This window comes from Streptomyces spinosisporus, assembly GCF_022698145.1.
Lineage (GTDB): Bacteria > Actinomycetota > Actinomycetes > Streptomycetales > Streptomycetaceae > Streptomyces > Streptomyces spinosisporus.
Genome location: NZ_JALDAX010000031.1, coordinates 19951 through 43254, shown reverse-complemented (window position 1 = coordinate 43254; position 23304 = coordinate 19951). Strand labels below are relative to the sequence as shown.

22 protein-coding genes are annotated in these 23304 nt (G+C 71.5%); 12 read left to right on the top strand and 10 right to left on the bottom strand.

The features are described from left to right. Positions 1-3: 3 nt before the first annotated feature. On the bottom strand, positions 4-405 hold the full coding sequence (locus MQN93_RS41855) for a pyrophosphohydrolase domain-containing protein (RefSeq protein ID WP_016432263.1): 402 nt from the start codon (positions 403-405) through the stop codon (positions 4-6). A gap of 110 nt (positions 406-515) precedes the next feature. On the opposite strand from MQN93_RS41855, the gene MQN93_RS41850 reads away from it, so the two are divergent. Next, entirely contained in the window at positions 516-1514 is a 999-nt protein-coding gene (locus tag MQN93_RS41850) for a TAXI family TRAP transporter solute-binding subunit (RefSeq protein WP_016432264.1), read from the top strand. A gap of 25 nt (positions 1515-1539) precedes the next feature. On the opposite strand, the gene MQN93_RS41845 is transcribed toward MQN93_RS41850, so the two are convergent. After that, positions 1540-2943, bottom strand: a complete 1404-nt coding sequence (locus tag MQN93_RS41845) for a HAMP domain-containing sensor histidine kinase (protein WP_242713613.1) — start codon at positions 2941-2943, stop codon at positions 1540-1542. Between the two features lie 9 nt (positions 2944-2952). Then, complete coding sequence (locus tag MQN93_RS41840; RefSeq protein ID WP_242713612.1) at positions 2953-3639, bottom strand: response regulator transcription factor; 687 nt, start codon at positions 3637-3639, stop codon at positions 2953-2955. Between the two features lie 287 nt (positions 3640-3926). Here MQN93_RS41840 and MQN93_RS41835 point away from each other — a divergent pair, with 287 nt between their 5' ends. The 8 genes from MQN93_RS41835 to MQN93_RS41805 all read left to right on the top strand — a co-directional run bounded on the left by MQN93_RS41835 (position 3927) and on the right by MQN93_RS41805 (position 10327). After that, entirely contained in the window at positions 3927-4703 is a 777-nt protein-coding gene (locus MQN93_RS41835; protein WP_016432267.1) for an amino acid ABC transporter ATP-binding protein, read from the top strand. Positions 4704-4789: 86 nt separating this feature from the next. After that, positions 4790-5632, top strand: coding sequence for a glutamate ABC transporter substrate-binding protein (locus MQN93_RS41830; protein ID WP_242713611.1), 843 nt, complete (start codon positions 4790-4792; stop codon positions 5630-5632). Between the two features lie 75 nt (positions 5633-5707). Next, complete coding sequence (locus MQN93_RS41825; RefSeq protein WP_242713610.1) at positions 5708-6373, top strand: amino acid ABC transporter permease; 666 nt, start codon at positions 5708-5710, stop codon at positions 6371-6373. Further along, complete coding sequence (locus MQN93_RS41820) at positions 6370-7311, top strand: amino acid ABC transporter permease (protein ID WP_242713609.1); 942 nt, start codon at positions 6370-6372, stop codon at positions 7309-7311. The genes MQN93_RS41825 and MQN93_RS41820 overlap by 4 nt, the downstream gene beginning before the upstream one ends. A gap of 182 nt (positions 7312-7493) precedes the next feature. After that, positions 7494-9107 carry an FAD-dependent monooxygenase gene (locus MQN93_RS41815; protein ID WP_242713608.1) on the top strand — a complete coding sequence of 538 codons (1614 nt, stop codon included), beginning with the start codon at positions 7494-7496 and terminating at the stop codon, positions 9105-9107. Positions 9108-9186: 79 nt separating this feature from the next. Then, positions 9187-9273: a putative leader peptide gene (locus MQN93_RS44485; protein ID WP_363183285.1), complete on the top strand. Its 87-nt coding sequence runs from the start codon at positions 9187-9189 to the stop codon at positions 9271-9273. 77 nt (positions 9274-9350) lie between these two features. Continuing rightward, positions 9351-9917: a cupin domain-containing protein gene (locus tag MQN93_RS41810; RefSeq protein ID WP_242713607.1), complete on the top strand. Its 567-nt coding sequence runs from the start codon at positions 9351-9353 to the stop codon at positions 9915-9917. Next, complete coding sequence (locus tag MQN93_RS41805) at positions 9914-10327, top strand: rhodanese-like domain-containing protein (protein ID WP_242713606.1); 414 nt, start codon at positions 9914-9916, stop codon at positions 10325-10327. Before MQN93_RS41810 ends, MQN93_RS41805 begins: the two co-directional genes overlap by 4 nt. A 54-nt stretch (positions 10328-10381) precedes the next feature. Here the strand turns inward: MQN93_RS41805 and recX are convergent, their stop codons facing one another. Both recX and recA read right to left on the bottom strand, forming a co-directional pair. Further along, positions 10382-11239 carry a recombination regulator RecX gene (recX, locus tag MQN93_RS41800; protein WP_242713605.1) on the bottom strand — a complete coding sequence of 286 codons (858 nt, stop codon included), beginning with the start codon at positions 11237-11239 and terminating at the stop codon, positions 10382-10384. A 3-nt stretch (positions 11240-11242) separates the two neighbouring features. Continuing rightward, complete coding sequence (gene recA, locus MQN93_RS41795) at positions 11243-12364, bottom strand: recombinase RecA (RefSeq protein ID WP_016432275.1); 1122 nt, start codon at positions 12362-12364, stop codon at positions 11243-11245. A gap of 437 nt (positions 12365-12801) precedes the next feature. Between recA and MQN93_RS41790 the strand changes: the two genes are divergently transcribed. Beyond that, positions 12802-13536, top strand: a complete 735-nt coding sequence (locus tag MQN93_RS41790) for a hypothetical protein (protein WP_242713623.1) — start codon at positions 12802-12804, stop codon at positions 13534-13536. Here MQN93_RS41790 and MQN93_RS41785 read toward each other — a convergent pair. Then, positions 13530-14819: an AI-2E family transporter gene (locus MQN93_RS41785; RefSeq protein WP_242713604.1), complete on the bottom strand. Its 1290-nt coding sequence runs from the start codon at positions 14817-14819 to the stop codon at positions 13530-13532. The genes MQN93_RS41790 and MQN93_RS41785 overlap by 7 nt on opposite strands. A gap of 60 nt (positions 14820-14879) precedes the next feature. Next, complete coding sequence (locus tag MQN93_RS41780; RefSeq protein WP_016432278.1) at positions 14880-15074, bottom strand: DUF3046 domain-containing protein; 195 nt, start codon at positions 15072-15074, stop codon at positions 14880-14882. Positions 15075-15153: 79 nt separating this feature from the next. Between MQN93_RS41780 and MQN93_RS41775 the strand changes: the two genes are divergently transcribed. Continuing rightward, positions 15154-16128 carry a hypothetical protein gene (locus tag MQN93_RS41775; RefSeq protein ID WP_242713603.1) on the top strand — a complete coding sequence of 325 codons (975 nt, stop codon included), beginning with the start codon at positions 15154-15156 and terminating at the stop codon, positions 16126-16128. 39 nt (positions 16129-16167) lie between these two features. Here MQN93_RS41775 and MQN93_RS41770 read toward each other — a convergent pair whose 3' ends face one another. The 3 genes from MQN93_RS41770 to MQN93_RS41760 are packed head-to-tail and all read right to left on the bottom strand — an operon-like array spanning position 16168 to position 18142. After that, positions 16168-16476: an AzlD domain-containing protein gene (locus MQN93_RS41770; protein ID WP_242713602.1), complete on the bottom strand. Its 309-nt coding sequence runs from the start codon at positions 16474-16476 to the stop codon at positions 16168-16170. Then, positions 16473-17276, bottom strand: coding sequence for an AzlC family ABC transporter permease (locus tag MQN93_RS41765; RefSeq protein WP_242713601.1), 804 nt, complete (start codon positions 17274-17276; stop codon positions 16473-16475). The genes MQN93_RS41770 and MQN93_RS41765 overlap by 4 nt, the downstream gene beginning before the upstream one ends. Further along, complete coding sequence (locus MQN93_RS41760; protein WP_242713600.1) at positions 17177-18142, bottom strand: AraC family transcriptional regulator; 966 nt, start codon at positions 18140-18142, stop codon at positions 17177-17179. Before MQN93_RS41760 ends, MQN93_RS41765 begins: the two co-directional genes overlap by 100 nt. A 135-nt stretch (positions 18143-18277) precedes the next feature. Here MQN93_RS41760 and MQN93_RS41755 point away from each other — a divergent pair, with 135 nt between their 5' ends. Beyond that, positions 18278-23281: an ATP-dependent helicase gene (locus MQN93_RS41755; protein ID WP_242713599.1), complete on the top strand. Its 5004-nt coding sequence runs from the start codon at positions 18278-18280 to the stop codon at positions 23279-23281. The last annotated feature ends 23 nt before the right edge of the window (positions 23282-23304 follow it).

The following is a 23304-nucleotide window of genomic DNA, read 5'->3' as shown; positions in this document are numbered from 1 at the left end:
CGCTCACGCGTCGGGCGCCCACCCCTGACGGCGCAGCACGGCCGACACGTCCGGGGCGTCGTAGTGCTCGCCCTTGAGGATCTTGCCGTCGGCTCTGCGGGCGACCTGGCCGTCGGGGCCCAGCTTGGTCATGTTGGAGCGGTGGATCTCGGCGATCACCGCGTCGAGGTCGAAGCCGTGGACCAGGGCCGTGCCGTAGGCGACGTAGACGACATCGGCCAGTTCGTGCGCCAGCTTGTCGAGCGGGCCGGTGACCGCCACCTCGGCGACCTCCGCCGCCTCCTCGGCGAGCAGCTCTCCGCGGTGGGCGGCCAGCGGGGCGGGGATCTCGGTGGGCGTGGTGCGGGCGTCCAGCCCTACGGCGAGGTGGAACTGGCGGACCAGGTCGGCGGGCGATGAGCTCATAACGGCGACTGTAGCGACCGGCACTGACAACGCCCGACGTGATCCCGTTGCGATCCCGTTGTGACTCCCGCCCTGGTCAGCACCGTACGGCGACTGGCAGGATCCCACGCATGTCCAAGATGTTCCCCCGGGTCGGCCGGCACCGTGTCCTCGAGGGCGCGGCCGCCGGCGTCGTCGTCCTCGGGCTGCTGCTGTGGTGGCTGCTGCCCCTGGGCGACACGGCTCCGAGCGGGACGATCACCATCAGCACGGGCACGAAGGCCGGGGTCTACCAGCAGTACGCCATGCTCCTGCGCAACGCGCTCGACAAGGACATGCCCGACCTCGAGGTCACGCTGAAGACCAGCGACGGCTCGCAGGAGAACGTCACGCGCGTGGCGGACGGCGAGGCCGACTTCACCATCGCGGCGGCCGACGCCGTGGAGACGTACAAGCTCGAACACCGGACCGGTGCGAGCGGGCTGCGCGGTGTCGCCCGGCTCTACGACGACTACGTGCAGCTCGTCGTGCCGCGTGACTCGGACATCGCCTCGGTCGCGGACCTGAAGGGCAAGCGGGTGGCCGTCGGGCCGCCCAGCTCGGGTGTGCGGCTGATCGCCGACCGGGTGCTCAAGGCGGCCGGCATCGACGCGAAGAAGGACATCACGCCGTTCTCCGACGGCATCGACACCGGCCCGGACCGCCTGCGGCAGGGCAAGATCGACGCGTTCTTCTGGTCGGGCGGACTGCCCACGGTGGGGGTGCAGCAGCTCGCGGACCGCTTCACCCTCCGGTTCGTGCCGATCGGGCCCGAACTCGTGGCCAAGCTGCACGACCAGGGCGGTGCCACCCGCTACTACCGCGCCACCAACATGCCGGAGTCGGCCTACCCCAGCGTCCAGAACGGGGTCGCCGTGCCGACGCTCGCGGTCTCCAACCTGCTGATGACGCGCGCGGACGTGGACCCCAGGCTCACCGAGTGGGTGACCCGCACCGTGCTCAGGAGCCGGGACGGGATCGGCACCCGGGTGCACTCCGCCCAGCTCGTGGACCTGCGCACCGCGATCTACACCGACCCGCTGGCACTGCACGAGGGCGCACGGCGCTATTACCGCTCGGTCAAGCCGTAGAAGCCGTAGGACCGCTTGTGCTCAGTCAGGCCGTAGGACTGCTCCGCGGCACCGACACCCGCACCGTCAGCCCGTGCGGTTCGTGGTGGGCGTAGGAGATGGAGCCGCCGCCGGCCGCGAGCAGGGTGCGCGAGATGGACAGGCCGAGGCCGGAGCCCTTGATGTTCTGGTGGCGGCCGCTGCGCCAGAAGCGGTCGCCGATCCGGCCGAGTTCCTCGTCGGTCAGGCCCGGGCCGTTGTCGCTGACCACGACGCTCGTGACGTCGCCGTCGGCGGCGACCGTCACCTCGACGCACTCTCCCTCGGGCGTGAACTTGACCGCGTTGTCGATCACCGCGTCCAGCGCGCTGGAGAGGGTGACCGGGTCGGCCCAGGCCGTGGTCGGCGGGCAGTCCCCCACCAGCGTCACGCCCTTGGCCTCGGCCGTCGGTGTCCAGGCGGCGACGCGCTCGGCGGTCAGCGCGCCGATGTCGGTGGTCCGCAGATCGGCCTCGGTGTGCTCGGCCAGGGCCAGGTCGAGCAGATCGTCCAGTACTTCGGCGAGGCGCTTGCCCTCGGTGCGCACCGACGCGATCTCCTCGTTGTCCTCGGGCAGTTCGAGAGCGAGCAGTTCGATCCGCAGCAGCAGCGCGGCGAGCGGGTTGCGCAGCTGATGCGAGGCGTCGGCGACGAAGGCGCGCTGCTGCTCCAGGACGTCCTCGACGTTGTCCGCCATCTCGTTGAACGCCCGGGCCAGGCGTCTGAGTTCCGGCGGCCCGCCCGCGGCCGCGACCCGCGACTTCAGCCGGCCGCTCGCGATCGCGTGGGTGGTGGCGTCCAGCACCCGTACGGGCCTGAGCACCCACCCCGTCAGCCGGAGCGCGGCGCCGACGGCCAGCAGCATCGCGGCGATCTCGCCCGCCCCGATGATCAGCCAGCCGTGCAGGATGCGTGAGCGCAGCTGCCCGGTGGGCGAGTCGGTGACGACGACCGCGACGACGTCACCGTCCCGGATGACCGGGGAGGCGACGACGAGACGGCCGCGCTGCCAGGGCCACACCTGCTCCGGGTCGTGGCTGCGGCGGCTGAGCAGGGCCTCGGCGAACGCGTCGCGGACCTCGCCCTCGTTGGGTAGATAGAAGGTGTGCGGCGCCTGGGTCATGGGGACGTCGGTACGGCAGAAGACGCCGGCCTTGATGCCGTAGACGCCGTAGTAGCTGGCCAGTTCGCTGGTGAGGGTTTCGAGGCGCTCGTCCGTGGACGTACGCGTGGAGCTGCAGGCGTCGGTGACGAACTGGGCGAGGGACGCGAAGCGTGCCGTGTCGTCGATCCGGTCGACGACCACCTTCTGCTGCTGCGTGGCGGCCACGCTCACGGCCAGCGGAATGCCGAGCGCGAGCAGCACGGCTGCCATCAGGACGATGAGCAGCGGAAGAAGACGTGTGTGCACCCGTGCACGCTACGAGGAGGGGGCGACGAGCCGGTAGCCGACGCCGCGTACGGTCTCGATCAGGGCGGGCATGCGCAGTTTGGCGCGCAGGGACGCCACATGCACCTCCAGGGTGCGTCCGGTCCCCTCCCAGCTGGTGCGCCACACCTCGCTGATGATCTGCTCCCGCCGGAAGACGACTCCGGGGCGCTGCGCGAGCAGGGCGAGAAGGTCGAACTCCTTGCGGGTCAGTTGGACAACCGAACCGTCCACACTGACCTGCCGGGTGGGCAGCTCGATGAGCACGGACCCGAGGCGCAGCTCGCTGTCGGCGCCCGAGGCGGCGTCCTCGTGGGAGGTGCGCCGGCTGACGGCGTGGATCCGCGCGAGCAGTTCTCCGGTGTCGTACGGCTTCACCACGTAGTCGTCGGCGCCGAGGTTGAGGCCGTGGATGCGGGAGCGGACGTCGGAGCGGGCGGTGACCATGATCACCGGGGTGCTGGTGCGCTTGCGGATCTTGCCGCAGACCTCGTAGCCGTCCTGGTCGGGCAGTCCCAGGTCGAGCAGGACGACGCCGAAGCCGTCACTCTCCGGAACGAGCGCCTGGATCGCCTCCTCGCCGCTGCGCGCGTGGGTGACGTCGAAACCGTGCCGTGCCAGCACCGCAGAAAGAGCGGCGGCCACGTGGTTGTCGTCCTCGACGAGGAGCAGCCTCATCCGGTCCTCCTTCGGTTCATAGGCCGTACGATCAGGATGGATACAAAATGCGCGCGCACGCGCGCGTGCCCCAAGGCAGTCACGCTGATGGACGACGACGGCGTCAAGTGGGTTCCGGTTGAGCGCCGCTTCCGTTATCCGGCCGATACGCGCCCACGGAGAACTGCTACGACACGTGTCCGATTGCTATCGGATCGTGATGCTCAGATTCCCCTCAGATGTAATGACGCTGGTCGCCGCGGGTTACTACTGTCCTGCGAAACCGAGGTGGACGGAGCCTGAGAGCGATGACCGAAGTATCGGTGGCCAAGGAAGACGTGGCCAGTGCAGGCGAGCTTGTCGTCCTGAAGAGCGTCAACAAGCACTTCGGGGCGTTGCATGTGCTGCAGGACATCGATCTGACGATCTCCCGCGGCGAGGTCGTCGTGGTCATCGGACCCTCCGGGTCCGGAAAGTCCACGCTGTGCCGCACCATCAACCGGCTGGAGACCGTCGACTCGGGCGCGATCGCGATCGACGGAAAGCCGCTGCCCGAGGAGGGCAAGGAGCTGGCCCGGCTGCGCGCCGACGTCGGCATGGTCTTCCAGTCCTTCAACCTCTTCGCGCACAAGACCGTGCTCGAGAACGTGATGCTGGGCCAGATCAAGGTCCGCAAGATGGACAAGAAGGCGGCCGAGGAGAAGGCCCGGGCCCTGCTGGACCGGGTCGGCGTGGCCACACAGGCGGACAAGTACCCGGCGCAGCTCTCCGGCGGCCAGCAGCAGCGCGTCGCCATCGCACGCGCCCTGGCCATGGACCCGAAGGTCATGCTCTTCGACGAGCCCACGTCGGCGCTCGACCCGGAGATGATCAACGAGGTCCTCGAGGTCATGCAGCAGCTCGCCCGCGACGGCATGACCATGATCGTCGTCACCCATGAGATGGGATTCGCACGATCGGCTGCAAACCGCGTGGTCTTCATGGCGGACGGCCGGATCGTCGAAGAGGCTGCGCCCGATCAGTTCTTCAGCAATCCGCGCAGCGACCGCGCCAAGGACTTCCTGTCGAAGATCCTTCACCACTGACGGCCCGGCCGCCCACGCAGCCCCGCCGGCCCACGTCTTCGCCGGCCCTCATCTCTCTTCATCGCATCAGCCAAAGGATGTTCACCATGAAGCTCCGCAAGGTCACCGCCGCCTCGGCCGCCGTCCTCGCCCTCGCCGTGGCCGCCACCGCGTGCGGGTCCAGTGACGACGACAAGGACAGCGGTTCGTCGTCCGGTGGCGGCAAGAAGGTCACCATCGGCATCAAGTTCGATCAGCCGGGTCTCGGCCAGAAGACGCCGCAGGGCTACTCCGGCTTCGACGTCGACGTGGCCACCTACGTCGCCAAGAAGCTCGGCTACAGCGAGAACCAGATCGAGTGGAAGGAGTCGAAGAGCGCCGACCGCGAGACCATGCTGCAGCGCGGTGACGTCGACTTCATCGCCGCCACCTACTCCATCACCCCGGAGCGCGAGCAGAAGGTCGACTTCGCCGGCCCGTACCTGCTGGCCCACCAGGACGTGCTGATCCGCTCCGACGACAACTCGATCAAGTCGCCGTCGGACCTCAACAGCAAGAAGCTGTGCTCCGTGACCGGCTCGACCTCGGCGCAGAACGTCAAGGACAAGCTCGCGCCCAAGGCCCAGCTCCAGCAGTACCCGACCTACTCGGCCTGTCTGACCGGTGTGCAGAACGGCGCCATCGACGCCCTCACCACGGACGACTCGATCCTCGCCGGCTACGCCTCCCAGTCCCAGTACAAGGGCAAGTTCAAGCTGGGCGGCTTCAAGATGACCAACGAGAACTACGGCATCGGCGTCAAGAAGGGCAGCGACCTCAAGGCGAAGATCAACACGGCTCTGGAGGCGATGGTCTCGGACGGTTCCTGGCAGAAGGCCGTGGACAAGAACTTCGGTCCCGCCAACTACAAGAACGAGCCCGCGCCGAAGATCGGCGACGTCAAGAGCTGAAGCAGCGCCTGATGGGTGCGCCGTCCTCCGCGGCGGCGCACCGCGGCATCCCTACACGCGGAAGCGCGGGAGATCGTGTTCGACTTTCTTGAAGGTTACGACGTACTGGGAGCCTTCTGGACGACAGTGCAGCTGACGCTGCTCGCCGCCGTCGGTTCCCTGATCTGGGGCACCCTGCTGGCTGCCATGCGGGTGGGCCCGGTGCCACTGATGCGCGGGTTCGGGACGTTCTACGTGAACACCGTGCGGAACATCCCCCTGACCGTGATCATCCTGTTCACGTCGCTCGGCCTGAACAACACCCTGGGCATCAGCCTCGGTTCGAAGGTCATCGACACGGTCAACTTCCGGCTCGCCGTGCTCGGTCTGATCGCCTACACATCGGCGTTCGTGTGCGAGGCGCTGCGGTCCGGCATCAACACCGTGCCGGTCGGCCAGGCGGAGGCGGCGCGGGCGATCGGCCTCAACTTCACCCAGGTGCTGCGGCTGGTCGTCCTGCCGCAGGCGTTCCGTTCGTCGATCGGCCCGCTGACGAACGTGCTGATCGCCCTCACCAAGAACACCACCGTGGCCGCCGCCATCGGTGTCGCCGAGGCGGCGACCCTGATGAAGGAGATGGTCGAGAACGAGGCCCAACTCATCCCGATCTCCGCGGTCTTCGCCCTGGGCTTTGTGATTCTGACGCTGCCGACCGGCCTGCTCCTCGGCTGGGTGGGCAAGAAGCTGGCGGTGAAGCGATGAGCTCCGTTCTCTACGACGCCCAGGGGCCGCGCGCCAAGCGGCGCAACGTGCTCTTCACGGGTCTGTTCGTCGTCGCCCTCGCCGCGGTGCTGTGGTGGGTGTACACGAGTCTGGACGACAAGGGCCAGCTCGAGTGGGCGCTGTGGAAGCCCTTCGTCCACAGCGAAGCCTGGTCCACGTACATCTGGCCGGGCCTGCAGAACACCTTGAAGGCCGCGGCGCTGGCCATGGTCATCGCGCTGCCGCTCGGTGCGGTGCTGGGCATCGCCCGGCTCTCCGACCACGTCTGGATCCGGGTCCCGGCCGCGGTCGTGGTGGAGTTCTTCCGCGCCATCCCGGTGCTGGTCCTGATGATCTTCGGACTGGCCCTGTACGCGAACTACACCGACATCAGTTCGAACGACCGCCCGCTGTACGCGGTCGTCACCGGCCTCGTGCTCTACAACGCGGCCGTGCTCGCCGAGATCGTCCGGGCCGGCATCCTGGCCCTGCCGAAGGGCCAGGCCGAGGCCGGGGTGGCCATCGGCATGCGCAAGAACCAGGTCATGCGGCTCATCCTGCTGCCGCAGTCGGTGACCGCGATGCTCCCGGCCATCGTCAGCCAGCTCGTCGTCATCGTGAAGGACACCGCCCTGGGCGGCGCGGTCCTCACCTTCCCGGAGCTGCTCTCGTCGGCGAACACGATGATCGGCTACTACGGCAACACCATCGCCAGCTTCACCGCGGTGGCCGTGATCTTCATCGCCCTCAACTTCTCCCTGACGACCTTCGCCGGCTGGCTCGAAGCCAGGCTCAGGCGCAGCAAGAAGAGCACCGGCGCGGTCCTGGGCGCCGAGGACATGGAGGAGCTCAACCCCGCGGGTGTGGGCGGTGCCTTCGGCACCGGCGGTGAGGGCGGCGGTCCGGGCGGGATCACCGACACCAGGCCGCCCCGCTGACCTGACACACGCTCAAGTGGCATAAACGGCGCACGGAGGCAGTGGCTTGATCGCCACGGCCTCCGTCGCTTGACGCAAACCCCGCCAATGGGTTGCATACGTTCTGTGATCGTGCACCCTGCTCCAACTTCCTGTTCACCTACGTCCGTGAGGACATCGCCGCGGGCAGGGGGCGCCACGCCGTGGACCCGGTGATCGTCGTCGGAGCGGGGCCCGTCGGGCTCACGCTCGCCCTGGCTCTGGCGCGGCAGGAAGTGCCCACGATCGTGCTGGACGAGGGCCCCGGCAAGGAGGAATCACGCCCCGCGCGCACCGTGGTCCTGCGGGAGGACACCGCGGCTCTGCTGGAGCGGCTGACCGGGGTTCCGCTCGCGCGGGAGGGGTCCCAGTGGGCCGCATGGCGGTCGGTGCGGCGCAAGCAGGTGATGCGTGAGGTCACGTTCGGCGACGACGAACCCGCCCCGCTGCACATCGCCCAGCATGTCCTGACCGGTGCCCTGCGCGAGGCCCTGGCCGCCGAACGCCTCGTCCAGATCGCCGTGGACAGCCGCCTCGACAGCGTCGAACAGGAGGCCTCGGGGGTCACCGCCCACACCCGCGGTCCACAGGGCACCTGGTGGCGCGGCAGCCACCTGGTCGGCTGCGACGGCCCCCGCTCCACCGTGCGCAAACTCCTGGACATCCGCTTCCCCGGCCGTACGGCGGTGGAGCGACACGCCGTGGCCACGCTGCGCGCGGAACTTCCGTGGCCGGACGAGGCGTTGCTCCATCGGATGCCGCCGTGGCGGACGTCCGGGCCCTCGGCCGGGGAGGTGACCGCCCGCCCCCTCCCGGACGACGTGTGGCGCCTGGACTGGCTGCTGCCGCCGGGCAAGGACCTCGTCACGCCCGAGGTGCTGCTGGCGCGCGTCCGGGAGACGCTCGCCGGCTGGTCGGGCGGCTCCACACCGCCGTACGAACTGCTCGACACCGGAGTCCACACCGTCCACCACCGGCTGGCCCGTCGGTGGCGGGTCGGCCGGGTCTTCCTCGCCGGGGACGCGGCACATCTGCTCGGCGCGCTGGGCACGCAGGGGCTGGACGAAGGGCTCAGGGACGCCGGCAACCTCGCCTGGAAGCTGGCGCTCGCCTGGCATCACGGGCCGCACGACGCCCTGCTCGACAGCTATCAGGCGGAGCGCCGCGGGAGCGTCGCCGCCCGGCTGCGCGCCGCCGACCAGGTGCTGCCGCTGCTGCGCGGCGGCGGAGGACTGCGTGCCTACGTGCCCGGCACGGCCCGCGGCCACGACGCCCTGCTCACGGACGGTCATCTGGGACGCGGGGCGCTCGGTGCGCCGGGGGTGTACGACGTCTCGCCGCTCGCGCCCCGGCATCTGGAGGCGGAGGTCCCGGTGGGCACGGCTCCCGGGGCTCAGGTCACCGATGTGCGGGTCACCGCGGAGGACGGTTCGTTCGTACGGCTGCGGGACCGGCTCGGGCGTGGTGCGCTGCTGGTGGTGCTGATCGCGCCGGGCACGGGCGTGTGGGACCGCAAGCACTGGGTGAGTGCCGGAATCATGCCGCGGCTGGCGGCCGCGGTCGCCGCGCTGCCGCACCGCGCCGAGCTGCTGGTCGCCGAGAGCTACCCGGGCGCGGCCGCGCACACGGTGCTGCTGGTGCGGCCCGACGGCCATCTGGTCACCGCGCTGAGCGGCGTCCGGCCCGCGGACCTGTACGCCGCGGCGGAGGCCACGCTCGGCGGCCCAGCACCAGTCGAGGCGGAGGCGGAGGCCACGGCCGGTTCCGCCGCGCAGTGACCGCACTCACCGTCACTTTGTGGTCCACATAGTGACGGTGAGTTGACCTTGCCCTCTCGGCAGTGGTGTACTCCCGACCATGACCGACACCCACGTGCGCCTGTGGCGGAGGGTCCATATGGACCTCGTCCGCTACGCGGGCTGCGTGTGTCGTCCGTCCTGCTGAATTCGCATCTCTTTTCCCGCGCGCGCCTGTCTGTGCTGCCGTGCGCCCCTCGCGAACTTTCTTCAGGACGGTGTCCCATGTCTGTCTCCCCCGTTGCCTCCGGATCCGCCACTGTCTCCGGATCTTCCGCTGTCTCCACATCCGCCCCTCGGACTCCGACGCAGGCGGACCTCCTCGACTTCGTCCGGCGTACGGCCGCCGACGCCGAGCTGATCGCGTCGCTTCCGCTCGATCCCGAAGGCCGCACCTGGGTGCGGCTGGAGGGGCCGGGCGGCAGCGAGGCCTGGCTGATCGGCTGGCCGCCCGGCACGGGCACCGGCTGGCACGACCACGCCGAGTCCATCGGCGCCTTCACCACCGCGGCCGGCGAGCTCAAGGAGAACTCGCTCGCCGCCCGGTTGCCCGCCGACGGCTGGAAGACCCTGGAACTCACCGACGACGTGGACCGTGAACGGCGGCTGCCGGCCGGCCGGGGCCGTGCCTTCGGCCGCCATCACGTGCACGAGGTGCTCAACGAGTCCACCGACCGGCACGCGATCTCCGTCCACGCCTACTACCCGCCCCTGCCGCAGATCCGCCGCTACAGTCGCGTCGGCCAGGTACTCCGCCTGGAGCAGGTCGAGCGTCCGGAGGACTGGCAGTGAGCGAGGCAGTGCGCGGGACGGGCGAACAGCCGGTCGGCATCGACGAGTTGCTGGAGCGGGTCCGCGCGGGCTTCGAGCGGATCGGGCCCGAGGAGGCCTACGACGCGGCCCGGAGCTGCGAGGCGCTCCTGGTGGACATCCGCTACGCCGCCCTGCGCGAGCAGGACGGCCTGATCCCCGGCGCCCTCGTCGTCGAGCGCAATGAGCTGGAGTGGCGACTCGATCCGCAAGGCAGCCATCGTGTGCCCGAGGCGACGGGGTATGACGTGCGGGTCGTGGTGATCTGCAACGAGGGGTACGCCTCCAGCCTTGCGGCGGCGTCCCTGCACCAGCTGGGGCTGGCCCGGGCCACCGATCTCGTCGGCGGCTTCCAGGCGTGGAAGGCGGCGGGGCTGCCGGTCACGTCGTAGGGCGTCGCGCCGACCGGTCGCCGTGGACGCGAGGGTGTCTCTCCCGACCCCGCGTCAGAACCCCTCGTCCGCCAGGAACTCCGTGTCCTCGCCCTCCTGCTCCAGCGCCTGCCGCACCACCCGAAGGGCCATGCCCTCGGGGTAGCCCTTGCGGGCGAGCATGCCCGCGAGGCGGCGCAGCCGCTTGTCGCGGTCGAGGCCGCGGGTGGCGCGCAGCTTGCGGTCGACGAGTTCGCGCGCGGTCGTCTCCTCCTGCTCGGAGTCGAGCTGGGAGACGGCCGCGTCGATCAGCGTGGAGTCGACGCCCTTGGTCCGCAGTTCCTGGGCCAGTGCACGGCGGGCCAGTCCTCGGCCGTGGTACCGGGACTCCACCCAGGCGTCCGCGAACGCGCCGTCATTGATCAGCCCGACCTCCTCGAACCGCGACAGCACCTCCTCCGCCGCCTCCTCGGGGATCTCCCGCTTGCGCAGGGCGTCCGCGAGCTGCTTGCGCGTACGCGGGGTCCCGGTGAGCAGGCGCAGACAGATCGCCCTCGCCCGCTCCACCGGGTCCCCCGAGGACTCCTCCTGCTCGGCCCTCGACGAGGAGGAGGCACCCTCGTCCCCACCGGACGACTCCCCGCGACGCCGCCGCCTGCGACCGCGGGAGCCGCCGTCGCCAGGGCCCCCGTCACGGGCCCTGCCGCCGCGGCGCGAGCGGCCGCGGGACGAGCCGAAACCCTCCGGTGCCCCGTCGGTGTCCCGCCTCGCTCCGTCGTCCGGTCCGTCGCCGTACGCGCCGTCGTCGCCGAACGGCCCGTCGGCGCCGTACACATCGCGGCCCGGCTCCGCGGATCCCCCGTCGCTTTTGCCGTTCCGCTCACGCGCGGCGTCCTGGTAGGCGTACTCGGCCCAGTCGGTTCGCCGTGTCATGCGTCAGCTCTTGGCAGCCGGAGCCTTGGCCGCCTTGGCCTTGGTCGCCGGGGCGGGCACCGTCTTCGCGGCGTCCGGGGCAGCGGAGACGGCGGCGTCGGCTCCCGGCTCCACGGCCGGCTTCTCCGGCTGCACGCCGACGCCCAGCTTCTCCTTGATCTTCTTCTCGATCTCGTTGGCCAGGTCGGGGTTGTCCTTGAGGAAGTTGCGCGCGTTCTCCTTGCCCTGGCCGAGCTGGTCGCCCTCGTACGTGTACCAGGCGCCGGCCTTGCGGACGAAGCCGTGCTCCACGCCCATGTCGATCAGACCGCCCTCGCGGCTGATGCCCTGGCCGTAGAGGATGTCGAACTCGGCCTGCTTGAAGGGCGGGGCCACCTTGTTCTTGACGACCTTCACGCGGGTGCGGTTGCCGACCGCGTCCGTGCCGTCCTTCAGGGTCTCGATGCGGCGGATGTCCATGCGCACCGAGGCGTAGAACTTCAGCGCCCGGCCACCGGTCGTGGTCTCCGGGGAGCCGAACATCACGCCGATCTTCTCGCGGAGCTGGTTGATGAAGATCGCGGTGGTCTTCGACTGGTTGAGCGCGCTGGTGATCTTCCGCAGCGCCTGGCTCATCAGACGGGCCTGCAGACCGACGTGGCTGTCGCCCATCTCGCCCTCGATCTCCGCGCGCGGGACGAGCGCGGCGACGGAGTCGATGACGATCAGGTCGAGGGCGCCGGAGCGGACCAGCATGTCCACGATCTCCAGAGCCTGCTCGCCGTTGTCGGGCTGGGACAGGATGAGGTTGTCGACGTCGACACCGAGCTTTCGCGCGTACTCGGGGTCGAGGGCGTGCTCCGCGTCCACGAAGGCCACCTGGCCACCGGCACGCTGTGCGTTGGCCACCGCGTGCAGCGTCAGGGTCGTCTTGCCGGAGGACTCCGGTCCGTACACCTCCACCACTCGGCCGCGCGGGATGCCGCCCACGCCGAGCGCCACGTCGAGCGCGGTCGACCCGGTGGGGATGACCTCGATGGGCTCGTTCGGACGCTCGCCCATGCGCATGACCGCGCCCTTGCCGAATTGCCGTTCAATCTGTGCGAGAGCGGCGTCGAGGGCCTTCTCGCGGTCGGTTCCTGCCATGGGTTCCACCCGATTTGCTTGAGTCGATCGCTTCACGTCAAAGACGCTAACGCCTGCCACTGACAATGCGCCCCGACGCCCGTCCGGCCTGTGGATAACTCGGGTACTTCTCCGTCGAAACCATGTCGAAACACCCGTCGAGGACTTCACCGGAGCCTCCATAAGAATGGATGTTCGATTTTCGTGTCAAGCGCACCACGCGACACCTCCGAGACTGTGTCCACGCCGAGTTGGGGCCCTCGCTACTTCCCGCGGCGTACGCCGGGTGTCTTCGGCGGGACGACGACGCGCGGAGGGGTTCTCGCGAGGCTGAGGGCATGGAGACCGAGAAGAGCACCTTGAGGATCAGGGGGGCGGCACGCTCCTCCGCCGTTGACGCGGCCCGCTCCGCGGCGCTGAGGGCAAGGTCGTCGGGCTCGGCGGCGTGGTGGTCCGGGATGTCGTCCGTGGAGCGGGTCGTCCTTGGTGTCGGTCTGCTGCTGGTGCTCTCCGGTCTCGTGCACCTGGGGGTCTTCGCCGTCGACGGAGGCCCCTGGTACGGGCCCGTCTCGTGGCGCAAGCCCGTCACGTTCGGGGTGTCCTTCGGGGCGACGCTGATCGCGGTCACCTGGGTGACGTCCTATCTGCGCGTGAGTCCGCGGCTGCGGGCCCTGCTGCTGGCCGTGTTCGCCGTCGACTGTGTCGTGGAGGTCGGCGGCATCACGCTCCAGGCCTGGCGCCGGGTGCCCTCTCACCTCGACATGGAGACGCCGTTCGACACCGCGGTGTCCATGACGCTCGCGGTGGGCGGCGGGGTCCTGGTGGTGCTGCTCACCGTGTTCGCCCTGGCCTCGTTCCGGCAACGGCCCACGGGTCCCGCGGGGATGGACCTCGCCGTCCGCTCCGGCTTCGCGATCCTGCTCGTCGGGCTCGCCTCGGGCGCCGCGATGATCGCGCGCGGAGTCGTGCTCACGCGCACCGGCCACCAGGAGGCGGCGTACCACTCGACGGCCCCTCTCAAGCCGCTCCACGGGGTCAGCCTGCACGCGGTCCTGGTCCTGCCGGTGCTGGCCTGGCTGCTGTCCCGCACCTCCTGGAGCGAGCCGGTGCGGCGCCGCATCGTCACGGCGGCGATCGGTTGCTACGTGGTGGCCGTCGTCGGCGCCGGGGTGTGGGCCGTGTTCACCTACTGACCGCCGGCGGACCCGGAGGAGCCCTCCCCGGGCTCGTCCGAGTCGTCCTGTGCGGCCCCCTGCCGCCGCGCCCATACCTGCCGCGCGCGCGTGAACAGGCCGGGCCGTCCCGGTTCCCCCCTCCGGTGGCCGTGGACCCGAGGGTCGTCCGTGACCGCGTACCGCTTCACATACGCCCCCAGGAACGCCTGCAGCGTGGCGACCGCGGGGATGGCGATCAGCGCGCCGACGGCGCCGAGGAGGGCGGTGCCTGCGATGACCGAGCCGAACGCGACGGCCGGGTGGATGTCGACGGTCTTCGAGGTCAGCTTGGGCTGCAGCATGTAGTTCTCGAACTGCTGGTATATGACGACGAAGATCAGCACCCACAGCGCGTACCAGGGATCGACGGTGAACGCGATCAGCATGGGCAGCGCGCCCGCGAGATAGGTGCCGATGGTCGGAATGAACTGCGAGACCAGGCCCACCCAGACGCCCAGCACGGGCGCGTAGGGCACGCCCAGGATCTGCAGCAGGATGTAGTGCGCTATACCGGAGATGAGGGCCATCAGACCGCGCGAGTAGATGTAGCCGCCGGTCTTGTTGACGGCGATCTCCCACGCACGCAGCACCTCGGCCTGGCGCGCCGGCGGCAGTACGGAGCAGATCGCGCGCCGCAGCCGGGGTCCGTCGGCGGCGAAGTAGAACGAGAACAGCGCGACCGTCAGCAGCTGGAAGAGGCCCCCGAGGACCTGCGCGGAGACGTCCAGAACACCGGTGGCGCTGTGCTGCACGTAGTTGCGCAGCCAGTCGGAGCGCAGCAGGCCCTCCTGGACGTCCACCCGCTTCAGATCGGTGTGGAAGTGCGTGTTGACCCAGTTGATGACGGAGTCGAGATAGTCCGGGAAGTCCTCGACGATCTTGATGATCTGGCCCGCCAGCATCGAGCCGAGCAAGGTGATGAACCCGGCGGACACGATCATCACGGCGAGGAACACGAGAGCGGCGGCCAGCCCCCTGCGCAGACCGCGTGTGGCCATCCAGCTCACCGCGGGCTCGATGGCGAGGGCCAGGAAGAACGCGATGAGGATGTTGATCAGCAGGCCGGTGAGCTGGTGGAAGGCCCAAGTACCCAGCTGGAAGACGGCGTAGAGGCCGAGCACGAGCAGCACCGCGCGCGGCAGCCAGCGCGGCATGCCGACGCCCTGTCCCGCGGCGCCCTCGGCCGGGGGCCGTCCGGGCGGCGTGGTGCCGAAGGGGGATGCCTGCCGGGACGACTGCCCGGTCTCGTCAGTGGGTGCCACGGACCAAGTCTCGCCCACCGGTCCGACAATCCGCTGCCGCCCTGCGATCTTCGTGACCGATCAGCGCTTCTCCCCCGGAACGTCCATGACCGTGCAGACCACACGCCACACGTCCTTGGCGTCCCAGCCGGCGTCCAGTGCCTCGTGCACCGTACGACCCCCGAGCTCCGCCATCACGTGGTCGCGCGCGAAGGTGTCGGCGTATCCCGGACCGAAGTGATCCGCCATCCGCTGCCAGAAGACCGTCAACCGCATGACTCCAGTATCCCGCTCCAGGGGTGGGCCTGAGCAGGTACCCGTTGCCGAGACCGCTTTCCGCCCTACGGTCTGACGCATGCCCGAAACAGGAGCTACCCCACTCCCTGCCCCGTCCCCGGCGCGCTCCCCGCTCTTGCGTGCCGAGCACTTCGTCTGGCTCACCGCGCGCGTGCTGGAACAGCGCCTCTTCGCACACCACTTCCTCAACGGGGCCGCGGACCCCGTGGAGTGCGCGCTGGACGCCTACCGCAACGAGGACGGCGGGTACGGCCACGCCCTGGAGCCCGATCTGCGCGGCCCGGTCAGCCAGCCGCTGCACACCGGGCGCGCGCTGCGCGTCCTGGACGCCATCGGGCGCTGCGGCGGGCAGCGAGCGGAACGCGTGTGCCGCTATCTGACCGCCGTCTCGACGGCTGACGGCGCGCTGCCGGCGATCCTTCCCGGCCAGCGCCGCTATCCGACGGCCCCGTTCTTCCAGGTCGTGGACGATCCGCCGAGCGAACTCCTCGCCACAGGGCCGGTGGTGGGCCTGTTGCACCGCAATGAGGTGTGGCACGCCTGGCTGTTCAGGGCCACGGACTTCTGCTGGCAGGCGATCGAGTCGCTGGAGAAGTCCCATCCCTACGAGATCCAGGCCGCGGTGGCCTTCCTGGACTCCGTTCCCGACCGCCCGCGCGCGGAGGCGGCCGCCGACCGCCTCGGCCGCCTGGTGCGCGCGCAGCGGCTCGCGGTGCTGGAGCCCGACCGGCTCGACATGTGGCCGGTCGCGTCCGGCTACGGGCCCGGCGAGCACCATTTCCCGCACGACTACGCGAAGACCCCGGGTTCGCTCGCCCGCGCGTGGTTCACGGATGCCGAGATGGCCCGCTCGCTCGACCACCTCGCGGATGCGCAGCAGGACGACGGCGGCTGGCCGCTCCTGCCCCACGCCTCGACGCGTGGGTGGCATCCCGAGCACCCGTGGGCACCGGGCACCTCCCTGGAGGCCCGCCCCATGGCGACGATCGAGGCGCTGTGCACGCTCAGGGCGCACGGCCGCCCCCTCGGCTGATCGCCGGCCCCGCATGTCCCGGGTCACCGCCCGGTGCCGTCAACCGCCCATGGCCCGTACCCCGGCGGTCACCAGCACGGCCGCCGCCACGACGAGCAGGAACGGGGCGCGCAGGACCAGCGCCACGGCGGCCGCGCCGAGCCCCGCGACCCTCGCGTCGAGCACCAGCGTGTGCCCGTCGGGGAAGGTCTGCTGCGCCGTGAGGGCGGCGAGGAGGGCCACCGGGAGCAGCGCGGCCAGACGCCTGACGAGCGGCCGCTCCAGGGCGCCCGCGGGCACCAGCAGCCCGGCGAGCTTAACGGCGTAGCAACCGACGGCGGTCGCGCCGATGGCGATCCAGGTGTTCAACGGGCTTCCTCTCCTTCTGCGTCCGATCCCCCTGCGGCCGATCCCTCTGCGTCCGACGCGTCGTCCACGCGCGCGTGGCCGCGCGACGTGCCCCTGCGGCGGCCCTCCAGGCAGAGCACGGCGGGTGCTGCGAGCGCCGCTGCCAGGACGGGCACTCCGGCGGGCAGCACGGGCAGCAGACCGAGCCCCAGGAGGACCGCGAGGCCGGCGACGGCGCGCTCGGTGGTGGTCTTGAGCATCGGCGCGAGCAGCGCCAGAAAGACGGCGGGTCCGGCCGCGTCGAGGCCCCATGCGGCGGTGTCCCCGATGGCCTGGGCGCCCAGTTGCCCGAGCAGCGTGGTGAGGTTCCACAGGATGTAGAGGCTGAGCCCGGTGACGGCGAAGCCGATCCGCGTGGCCCGCCGCGTGGGCTGCGCCAGCGCGACCGCGGTCGTCTCGTCGATGACCCATTGGGCGGCGAACGGCCGCACCGCGCGCGGGAGGGCGAGCAGTTGGGACAGACGCAGCCCGTAGAAGGCGTTGCGGACCCCCAGGAAGAAGGCGCCCGCTGCCGCCGTGAGCGGGTTGCCCCCGGCCGCCAGCGCCCCCACGAGGGCGAACTGGGAGGCGCCGGTGAACACCAGCAGGCTGAGCGCGCAGGTCTGCAGCAGTGTGAGCCCGCTTCCGGCGGAGGTCACCCCGAAGGCGAAGCCGGACAGTCCTACGGCGACGCCGACTCCGAGGGCGTCCCGTACGACGGCGGCGTCGGTTTTTCCGTCGTCGTCGGACCGTATGTCTGCGAGAGCTGTCTGTTCTGCCACGCGTCGGACGGTAGGAGCAGTCGGCCTCGCGCGTCTTGTACGTTCTTGCGCTCACGCCGGTACGCGCCCGGGGGCACGCCCACGATCCGGGTGAAGTGCCGGTTCAGGTGCGGCTGATCGGTGAACCCCACGGCGACGGCCGCCTGTGCGGGCGTGGTGCCGGCGTCCAGCAGCCGCCGCGCCTGCCGCACCCGGGCGTCGGTGAGCCAGGTGTGGGGTGGCATGCCGTAGGCGTCCCGGAATGCCCGCAGCAGCGCGAACGGGCTGGTGCCGAGGTCGGCCGCGAGTCGCTCCAGGGTCGGCGGCTCCGCCATCCGCTCCTGCAGCTCCGCACGCGCGCGTGCCGCGATCCGGGCTCCCGCCGTGCGCACCTCCCGCTGCGGCAGCGGCCCGCCGTTCAGCCGGAGCAGCCTGGTCACGGCGACGCGCAGCAGGGTGTCGGCGGCCAGGGCGTTGCCGTCCTCCGTGGCGCGCAGCACCTGGTGCACCAGCCGCACGGCGTACGGATCGTCGAGCACCGGGCTGACGAACCCGGGCGTCCCGCGTATGAGGGTGGTCTCCGCCGCGATCTCGGCCACGACCTCGGGCGAGGGGTAGATGGCCCCGTACCGCCAGCCCTCGGGCACTCCGGCCCGCCCGGTGTGCGTGGTGTCCGGGTTGACGAGTGCGAGCGCCCCGGCGCCGGCGTACTGGTCGGCGCCGCGGTGGTGGAAGACCTCGACCCCGTCCGCGATGGCGGCGATGACGAAGTTCTCGTGGGTGTGCCGGACGAACGTCTTGCGGATGTACCGGGCGCGCAGCAGATCGACCCCGGGCAGCTCGGCGTACTGCCAGTGCCGCGCCGCCTCCTTCCTCGAACCCGCCATGCCTCCATTCTCCGCCAGACCGCACCGTGGGGAGGATGCGCCGGAACGCGTTCGGCGCGGGACCGCCGGGCACTCTCCGGCGCGGCATCACCGCAGGTCAGCCCGTTTGTCAGTGGGCGGGTGCAGGATGGACGCATGGTCAGCTCCGCACACCGAGCCCTCGACGGCTTCTCCCCCGCGACCCGCGGCTGGTTCACGGGGGCCTTCTCCGCGCCCACCGCGGCCCAGGCGGGCGCGTGGCAGGCCATCGGGGCGGGGTCGGACGTGCTGGTGGTCGCCCCCACCGGCTCGGGCAAGACCCTGGCCGCATTCCTCGCGGCGCTGGACCAGCTGGCCTCGACACCCCCGCCTGCGGACCCCAAGAAACGCTGCCGCGTCCTGTATGTGTCCCCGCTGAAGGCCCTCGCGGTCGACGTCGAGCGCAACCTCCGCAGCCCGCTGACCGGCATCCGCCAGGAGTCCGTGCGCCTGGGCCTGCCCGAGCCCGAGGTGAAGGTGGGCATCCGCTCCGGCGACACCCCGGCCGCCGAGCGCCGCGCCCTGTCCACCCGGCCCCCGGACATCCTGATCACCACCCCGGAGTCCCTGTTCCTGATGCTGACGTCGGCCACGCGGGACGCGCTGACCGGCATCGAGACGGTGATCCTGGACGAGGTGCACGCGGTGGCGGGCACCAAGCGCGGCGCCCATCTGGCGCTCTCCCTGGAGCGCCTGGACGAACTGCTGCCGAAGCCCGCCCGCCGCATCGGCCTCTCGGCGACGGTCCGGCCGGTCGACGAGGTGGCGCGGTATCTCTCGCCGCGCCGCAAGGTGGAGATCGTCCAGCCGACGTCGGGCAAGGAGTTCGACCTCTCGGTGGTCGTCCCGGTCGAGGACCTCGGCGAGCTGGGCGGCTCCCCGGTCGCCGACGGCTCCGAGGGCACGGAGCGCCCGTCCATCTGGCCGCACGTCGAGGAGCGGATCACCGACCTGGTCCAGGCCCACCGCTCCACCATCGTGTTCGCCAACTCCCGCCGCCTGGCGGAGCGCCTGTGCAACCGGCTCAACGAGATCGCCTACGAGCGCGCCACCGGCGAGCCCCTGGACGAACACCACTCCCCCGCCGAGCTCATGGGCGGTTCGGGCGCGGCCCAGGGCGCCCCGCCCGTCATCGCGCGTGCCCACCACGGCTCGGTCTCCAAGGAGCAGCGCGCCCTCGTCGAGGAGGACCTCAAGGCGGGCCGGCTGCCCGCCGTGGTCGCCACCTCCAGCCTGGAGCTGGGCATCGACATGGGCGCGGTGGACCTCGTCGTCCAGGTGGAGTCCCCGCCCTCCGTCGCCTCCGGCCTGCAGCGCGTCGGCCGTGCGGGACACCAGGTGGGCGCGGTCTCCACCGGAGTGGTCTTCCCCAAGTACCGCGGCGACCTCGTCCAGGCGGCGGTCGTCACCGAGCGCATGCGCACGGGCTCCATCGAGTCGCTGAGGATCCCCGCCAACCCCCTGGACGTCCTGGCCCAGCAGCTCGTGGCGATGACGGCACTGGACACCTGGCAGGTCGACGACCTGCTGGCCACGGTCCGCCGCGCCGCCCCCTTCGCCTCCCTCCCCGAGTCGGCGTTCACGGCGGTCCTGGACATGCTCGCGGGCCGCTATCCCTCCGACGCCTTCGCCGAGCTGCGCCCGCGCGTGGTGTGGGACCGCGTGGCCGGTACGGTCACGGGCCGCCCCGGAGCCCAGCGGCTCGCGGTCACCTCCGGCGGCACCATCCCCGACCGCGGCCTCTTCGGCGTCTTCCTCGCCGGATCCGACCCGAAGAAGGGCGGTGGCCGGGTCGGCGAGCTGGACGAGGAGATGGTCTACGAGTCGCGCGTGGGCGACGTCTTCACGCTCGGCACCAGCTCCTGGCGCATCGAGGACATCACACGCGACCGCGTCCTGGTCTCCCCCGCTCCGGGCGTTCCGGGCCGCCTCCCCTTCTGGAAGGGCGACCAGCTGGGCCGCCCGCTCGAACTGGGCCGCGCGGTGGGCCAGTTCCTGCGCGAGGTCGGCTCGCTGCCCAAGGAGGACGCCCGGCTGCGGCTGCTCGCGGCGGGCCTGGACGCCTGGGCCGCGGACAACGTCCTGTCGTATCTGGACGAGCAGCGCGAGGCCTGCGGCCACATCCCCGACGACCGCACGATCGTCGTGGAGCGCTTCCGCGACGAGCTCGGCGACTGGCGGGTCGTCGTGCACTCCCCCTTCGGCGCCCAGGTGCACGCCCCGTGGGCGCTCGCCCTCGGCGCCAAGCTCTCCGAGCGCTACGGCATGGACGCCCAGGTCATGCACGCCGACGACGGCATCGTGCTGCGCCTGCCGGACGCCGACCTCATGGGCCTGGACCTGCTCGACCAGGAGCCCATGAAGGCGGGCACGGCATACGACGCCGAGCAGGCGCCCGTGGGCGCGGCGGACGTCGTCTTCGACAAGGGCGAGGTCGATCAGGTCGTCACGGACCAGGTCGGCGGTTCGGCCCTGTTCGCCTCCCGCTTCCGCGAGTGCGCCGCCCGCGCGCTGCTGCTGCCGCGGCGCAACCCCGGCAGGCGCACCCCCTTGTGGCAGCAGCGCCAGCGCGCGGCCCAACTGCTCGAGGTGGCCAGCGAGTTCGGTTCGTTCCCGATCGTCCTGGAGGCCGTCCGCGAATGCCTCCAGGACGTCTTCGACGTCCCCGGGCTCGCCGAGCTGATGGGCGACCTGGAGTCCCGCAAGGTGCGCCTGGTCGAGGTCACCACCCCCGAGCCGTCCCCGTTCGCCCGCTCCCTGCTGTTCGGATATGTCGCCCAGTTCCTCTACGAGGGCGACTCCCCGCTCGCCGAGCGCCGTGCCGCCGCACTGTCGCTGGACTCGCGGCTGCTGGCCGAGCTGCTGGGCCAGGCGGAGCTGCGCGAGCTGCTGGACGCCGAGGTGCTCGGCGAGCTGGAGCAGGAGCTGCAGTGGCTCACCGAGGACCGGCGCATCAAGGACGCCGAAGGTGTCGCCGACCTTCTGCGCATGCTCGGCCCCCTCACCGACGCCGAGCTGGCCGAGCGCGGCGCCGAGCCGCAGTGGGCCCAGGAGCTGGCGGCCGCTCGCCGCGCGATCAAGGTCCGGATCGCCGGCGCCGACCACTGGGCGGCGATCGAGGACGCCGGCCGCCTGCGCGACGCCCTAGGCACCGCCCTGCCCGTCGGCGTCCCGGAGGCCTTCACGGAACCGGTCAAGGACCCGCTCGGCGACCTCCTCGCCCGCCATGCGCGCACCCACGGCCCCTTCACGTCCGCCACCGCGGCGGCCCGCTTCGGCCTGGGCGTGGCGGTCACGGAGGGCGCGCTGCAGCGCCTCGCCGTAGGCGGCCGGGTCGTCCAGGGCGAGTTCCACCCGGCGGGCATCGGCCAGGAGTGGTGCGACGCGGCCGTGCTGCGCCGGCTGCGCCGCCGTTCCCTGGCCGCGCTGCGGCATGAGCTGGAACCGGTCGCTCCGGCCGCGCTCGCCCAGTTCCTCCCGCAGTGGCAGCACATCGGCAAGGGCCACGGGCTGCGCGGCATCGACGGATTGGTGCGTGCCGTCGAGCAGTTGCAGGGCGCGTCCGTGCCCGCATCGGCCCTGGAGAAGCTGGTGCTGCCGTCCCGCGTCGCGAACTACGCACCGGCGATGCTGGACGAGCTCACCTCCGCCGGAGAGCTCGTCTGGGCCGGCGCGGGCGCCCTCCCCGGCAAGGACGGCTGGGTCTCCCTGTATCTGGCGGACGCGGCACCCCTGTTGCTGCCCCCGCCCCACCCGCTGGAGCTGACGGCACTGCACCAGTCCGTCCTGGACGCCCTCTCCGGGGGGTACGGCCTGTTCTTCCGCCAGATCGCCGAGCAGGTCCGCGCGACCACCCACCCCGAGGCCACCGATCCCCAACTGGCCGACGCCGTCTGGGACCTGGCCTGGTCCGGCCGCCTCACCAACGACACACTGAGCCCCATGCGCTCGCTGCTCGGCTCCGGCCGCACCGCGGGTTCCACGGCCCACCGAGCCAAGCGCAACGTCCCCCGCGGGCGCTACGGCTCCCTGACCGCCGCGGCCCGCACCGCCTCCCGCAGCGGGCCGCCGACGGTGGCGGGCCGCTGGTCCCTGCTCTCGGCGCGCGAGGCGGACCCCACCGTGCGCGCGCACGCCCTCGCCCGCATCCTCCTGGACCGGCACGGCGTGGTCACCCGGGGAGCCGTCTCCGCCGAGGGCGTCGAGGGCGGCTTCTCGGCGACGTACCGCATCCTGTCCGTCTTCGAGGAGAGCGGCCAGGCCCGGCGCGGCTATGTGGTGGAGGGGCTCGGCGCGGCACAGTTCGCGATGGACGGTGCGGTGGACCGGCTGCGCGCGGTGTCGAACGCCCGCGACCGCGGCGAGACCCTGCCGCAGCCCTCGCCCGACGGCGCCCCTGACGGCTTCGCCCCGAGCGGCTCCGACTCCTCCGACGACCCCTTCGACGACCCCTCCCACGGCCGGGCCTTCGAGGGGACCGAGGCGCCGTACACCGACTTCGACGCCCCCTTCGGCCCGCACGGCGACGCCCCCTTCGGCCCGCCCGGCGACACCCCCGTCGGCGGCGAGTCCCACGGTTCCACGGCCGACGGCTTCGCCCCCTGGAACCCCCGTACGGCACCGCACGAGTACACCTCGCCCCGCGACTTCCCCCCGGCCCGCGGCGGGCAGAGATTCGGGCCCGGCCCGGGACAGGGTCCCTCCGGCCGGCGTACGCGCTCGTCGTCCGACTCCCGTGCCGTCGTCCTGGCCGCCGCGGATCCGGCGAACGCGTACGGCGCGGCCCTGCCCTGGCCGGAGCCCCCGACCGGAGCGGGCCACAAACCCGGCCGCAAGGCGGGCTCCCTGGTGGTCCTCGTCGACGGCGAGCTGACGCTCTACATGGAGCGCGGTGGCAAGACCCTGCTCGCCTGGCCCGCCGACCCGGACGGCACCGCCACCGACGATCCCCGTCTCCAGGAAGCCGCCCAGGCCCTGGCGGCGGCCGCAAAAGCGGGCTCCCTCGGCACGGTCACCGTGGAGCGGGTGAACGGCGCCTCGGCCCTGACCTCCCCCATCGGCACCCTCCTGGAAGGAGCGGGCTTCATCGCCACCCCGCGCGGCCTGCGGCTGCGGGCATGAGCCGGCAGCCGCCGCACGGTGCG

Coding starts and splice junctions, on each gene's coding strand:
- recA (WP_016432275.1), bottom strand. CDS start 12,364: ATGGCAGGAACCGACCGCGAGAAGGCCCTCGACGCCGCTCTCGCACAG.
- MQN93_RS41830 (WP_242713611.1), top strand. CDS start 4,790: ATGAAGCTCCGCAAGGTCACCGCCGCCTCGGCCGCCGTCCTCGCCCTC.
- MQN93_RS41820 (WP_242713609.1), top strand. CDS start 6,370: ATGAGCTCCGTTCTCTACGACGCCCAGGGGCCGCGCGCCAAGCGGCGC.
- MQN93_RS41775 (WP_242713603.1), top strand. CDS start 15,154: ATGCCCGAAACAGGAGCTACCCCACTCCCTGCCCCGTCCCCGGCGCGC.
- MQN93_RS41755 (WP_242713599.1), top strand. CDS start 18,278: ATGGTCAGCTCCGCACACCGAGCCCTCGACGGCTTCTCCCCCGCGACC.
- MQN93_RS41790 (WP_242713623.1), top strand. CDS start 12,802: ATGTCGTCCGTGGAGCGGGTCGTCCTTGGTGTCGGTCTGCTGCTGGTG.
- recX (WP_242713605.1), bottom strand. CDS start 11,239: ATGACACGGCGAACCGACTGGGCCGAGTACGCCTACCAGGACGCCGCG.
- MQN93_RS41850 (WP_016432264.1), top strand. CDS start 516: ATGTCCAAGATGTTCCCCCGGGTCGGCCGGCACCGTGTCCTCGAGGGC.
- MQN93_RS41760 (WP_242713600.1), bottom strand. CDS start 18,142: ATGGCGGGTTCGAGGAAGGAGGCGGCGCGGCACTGGCAGTACGCCGAG.
- MQN93_RS41780 (WP_016432278.1), bottom strand. CDS start 15,074: ATGCGGTTGACGGTCTTCTGGCAGCGGATGGCGGATCACTTCGGTCCG.
- MQN93_RS41840 (WP_242713612.1), bottom strand. CDS start 3,639: ATGAGGCTGCTCCTCGTCGAGGACGACAACCACGTGGCCGCCGCTCTT.
- MQN93_RS41855 (WP_016432263.1), bottom strand. CDS start 405: ATGAGCTCATCGCCCGCCGACCTGGTCCGCCAGTTCCACCTCGCCGTA.
- MQN93_RS44485 (WP_363183285.1), top strand. CDS start 9,187: ATGACCGACACCCACGTGCGCCTGTGGCGGAGGGTCCATATGGACCTC.
- MQN93_RS41835 (WP_016432267.1), top strand. CDS start 3,927: ATGACCGAAGTATCGGTGGCCAAGGAAGACGTGGCCAGTGCAGGCGAG.
- MQN93_RS41810 (WP_242713607.1), top strand. CDS start 9,351: ATGTCTGTCTCCCCCGTTGCCTCCGGATCCGCCACTGTCTCCGGATCT.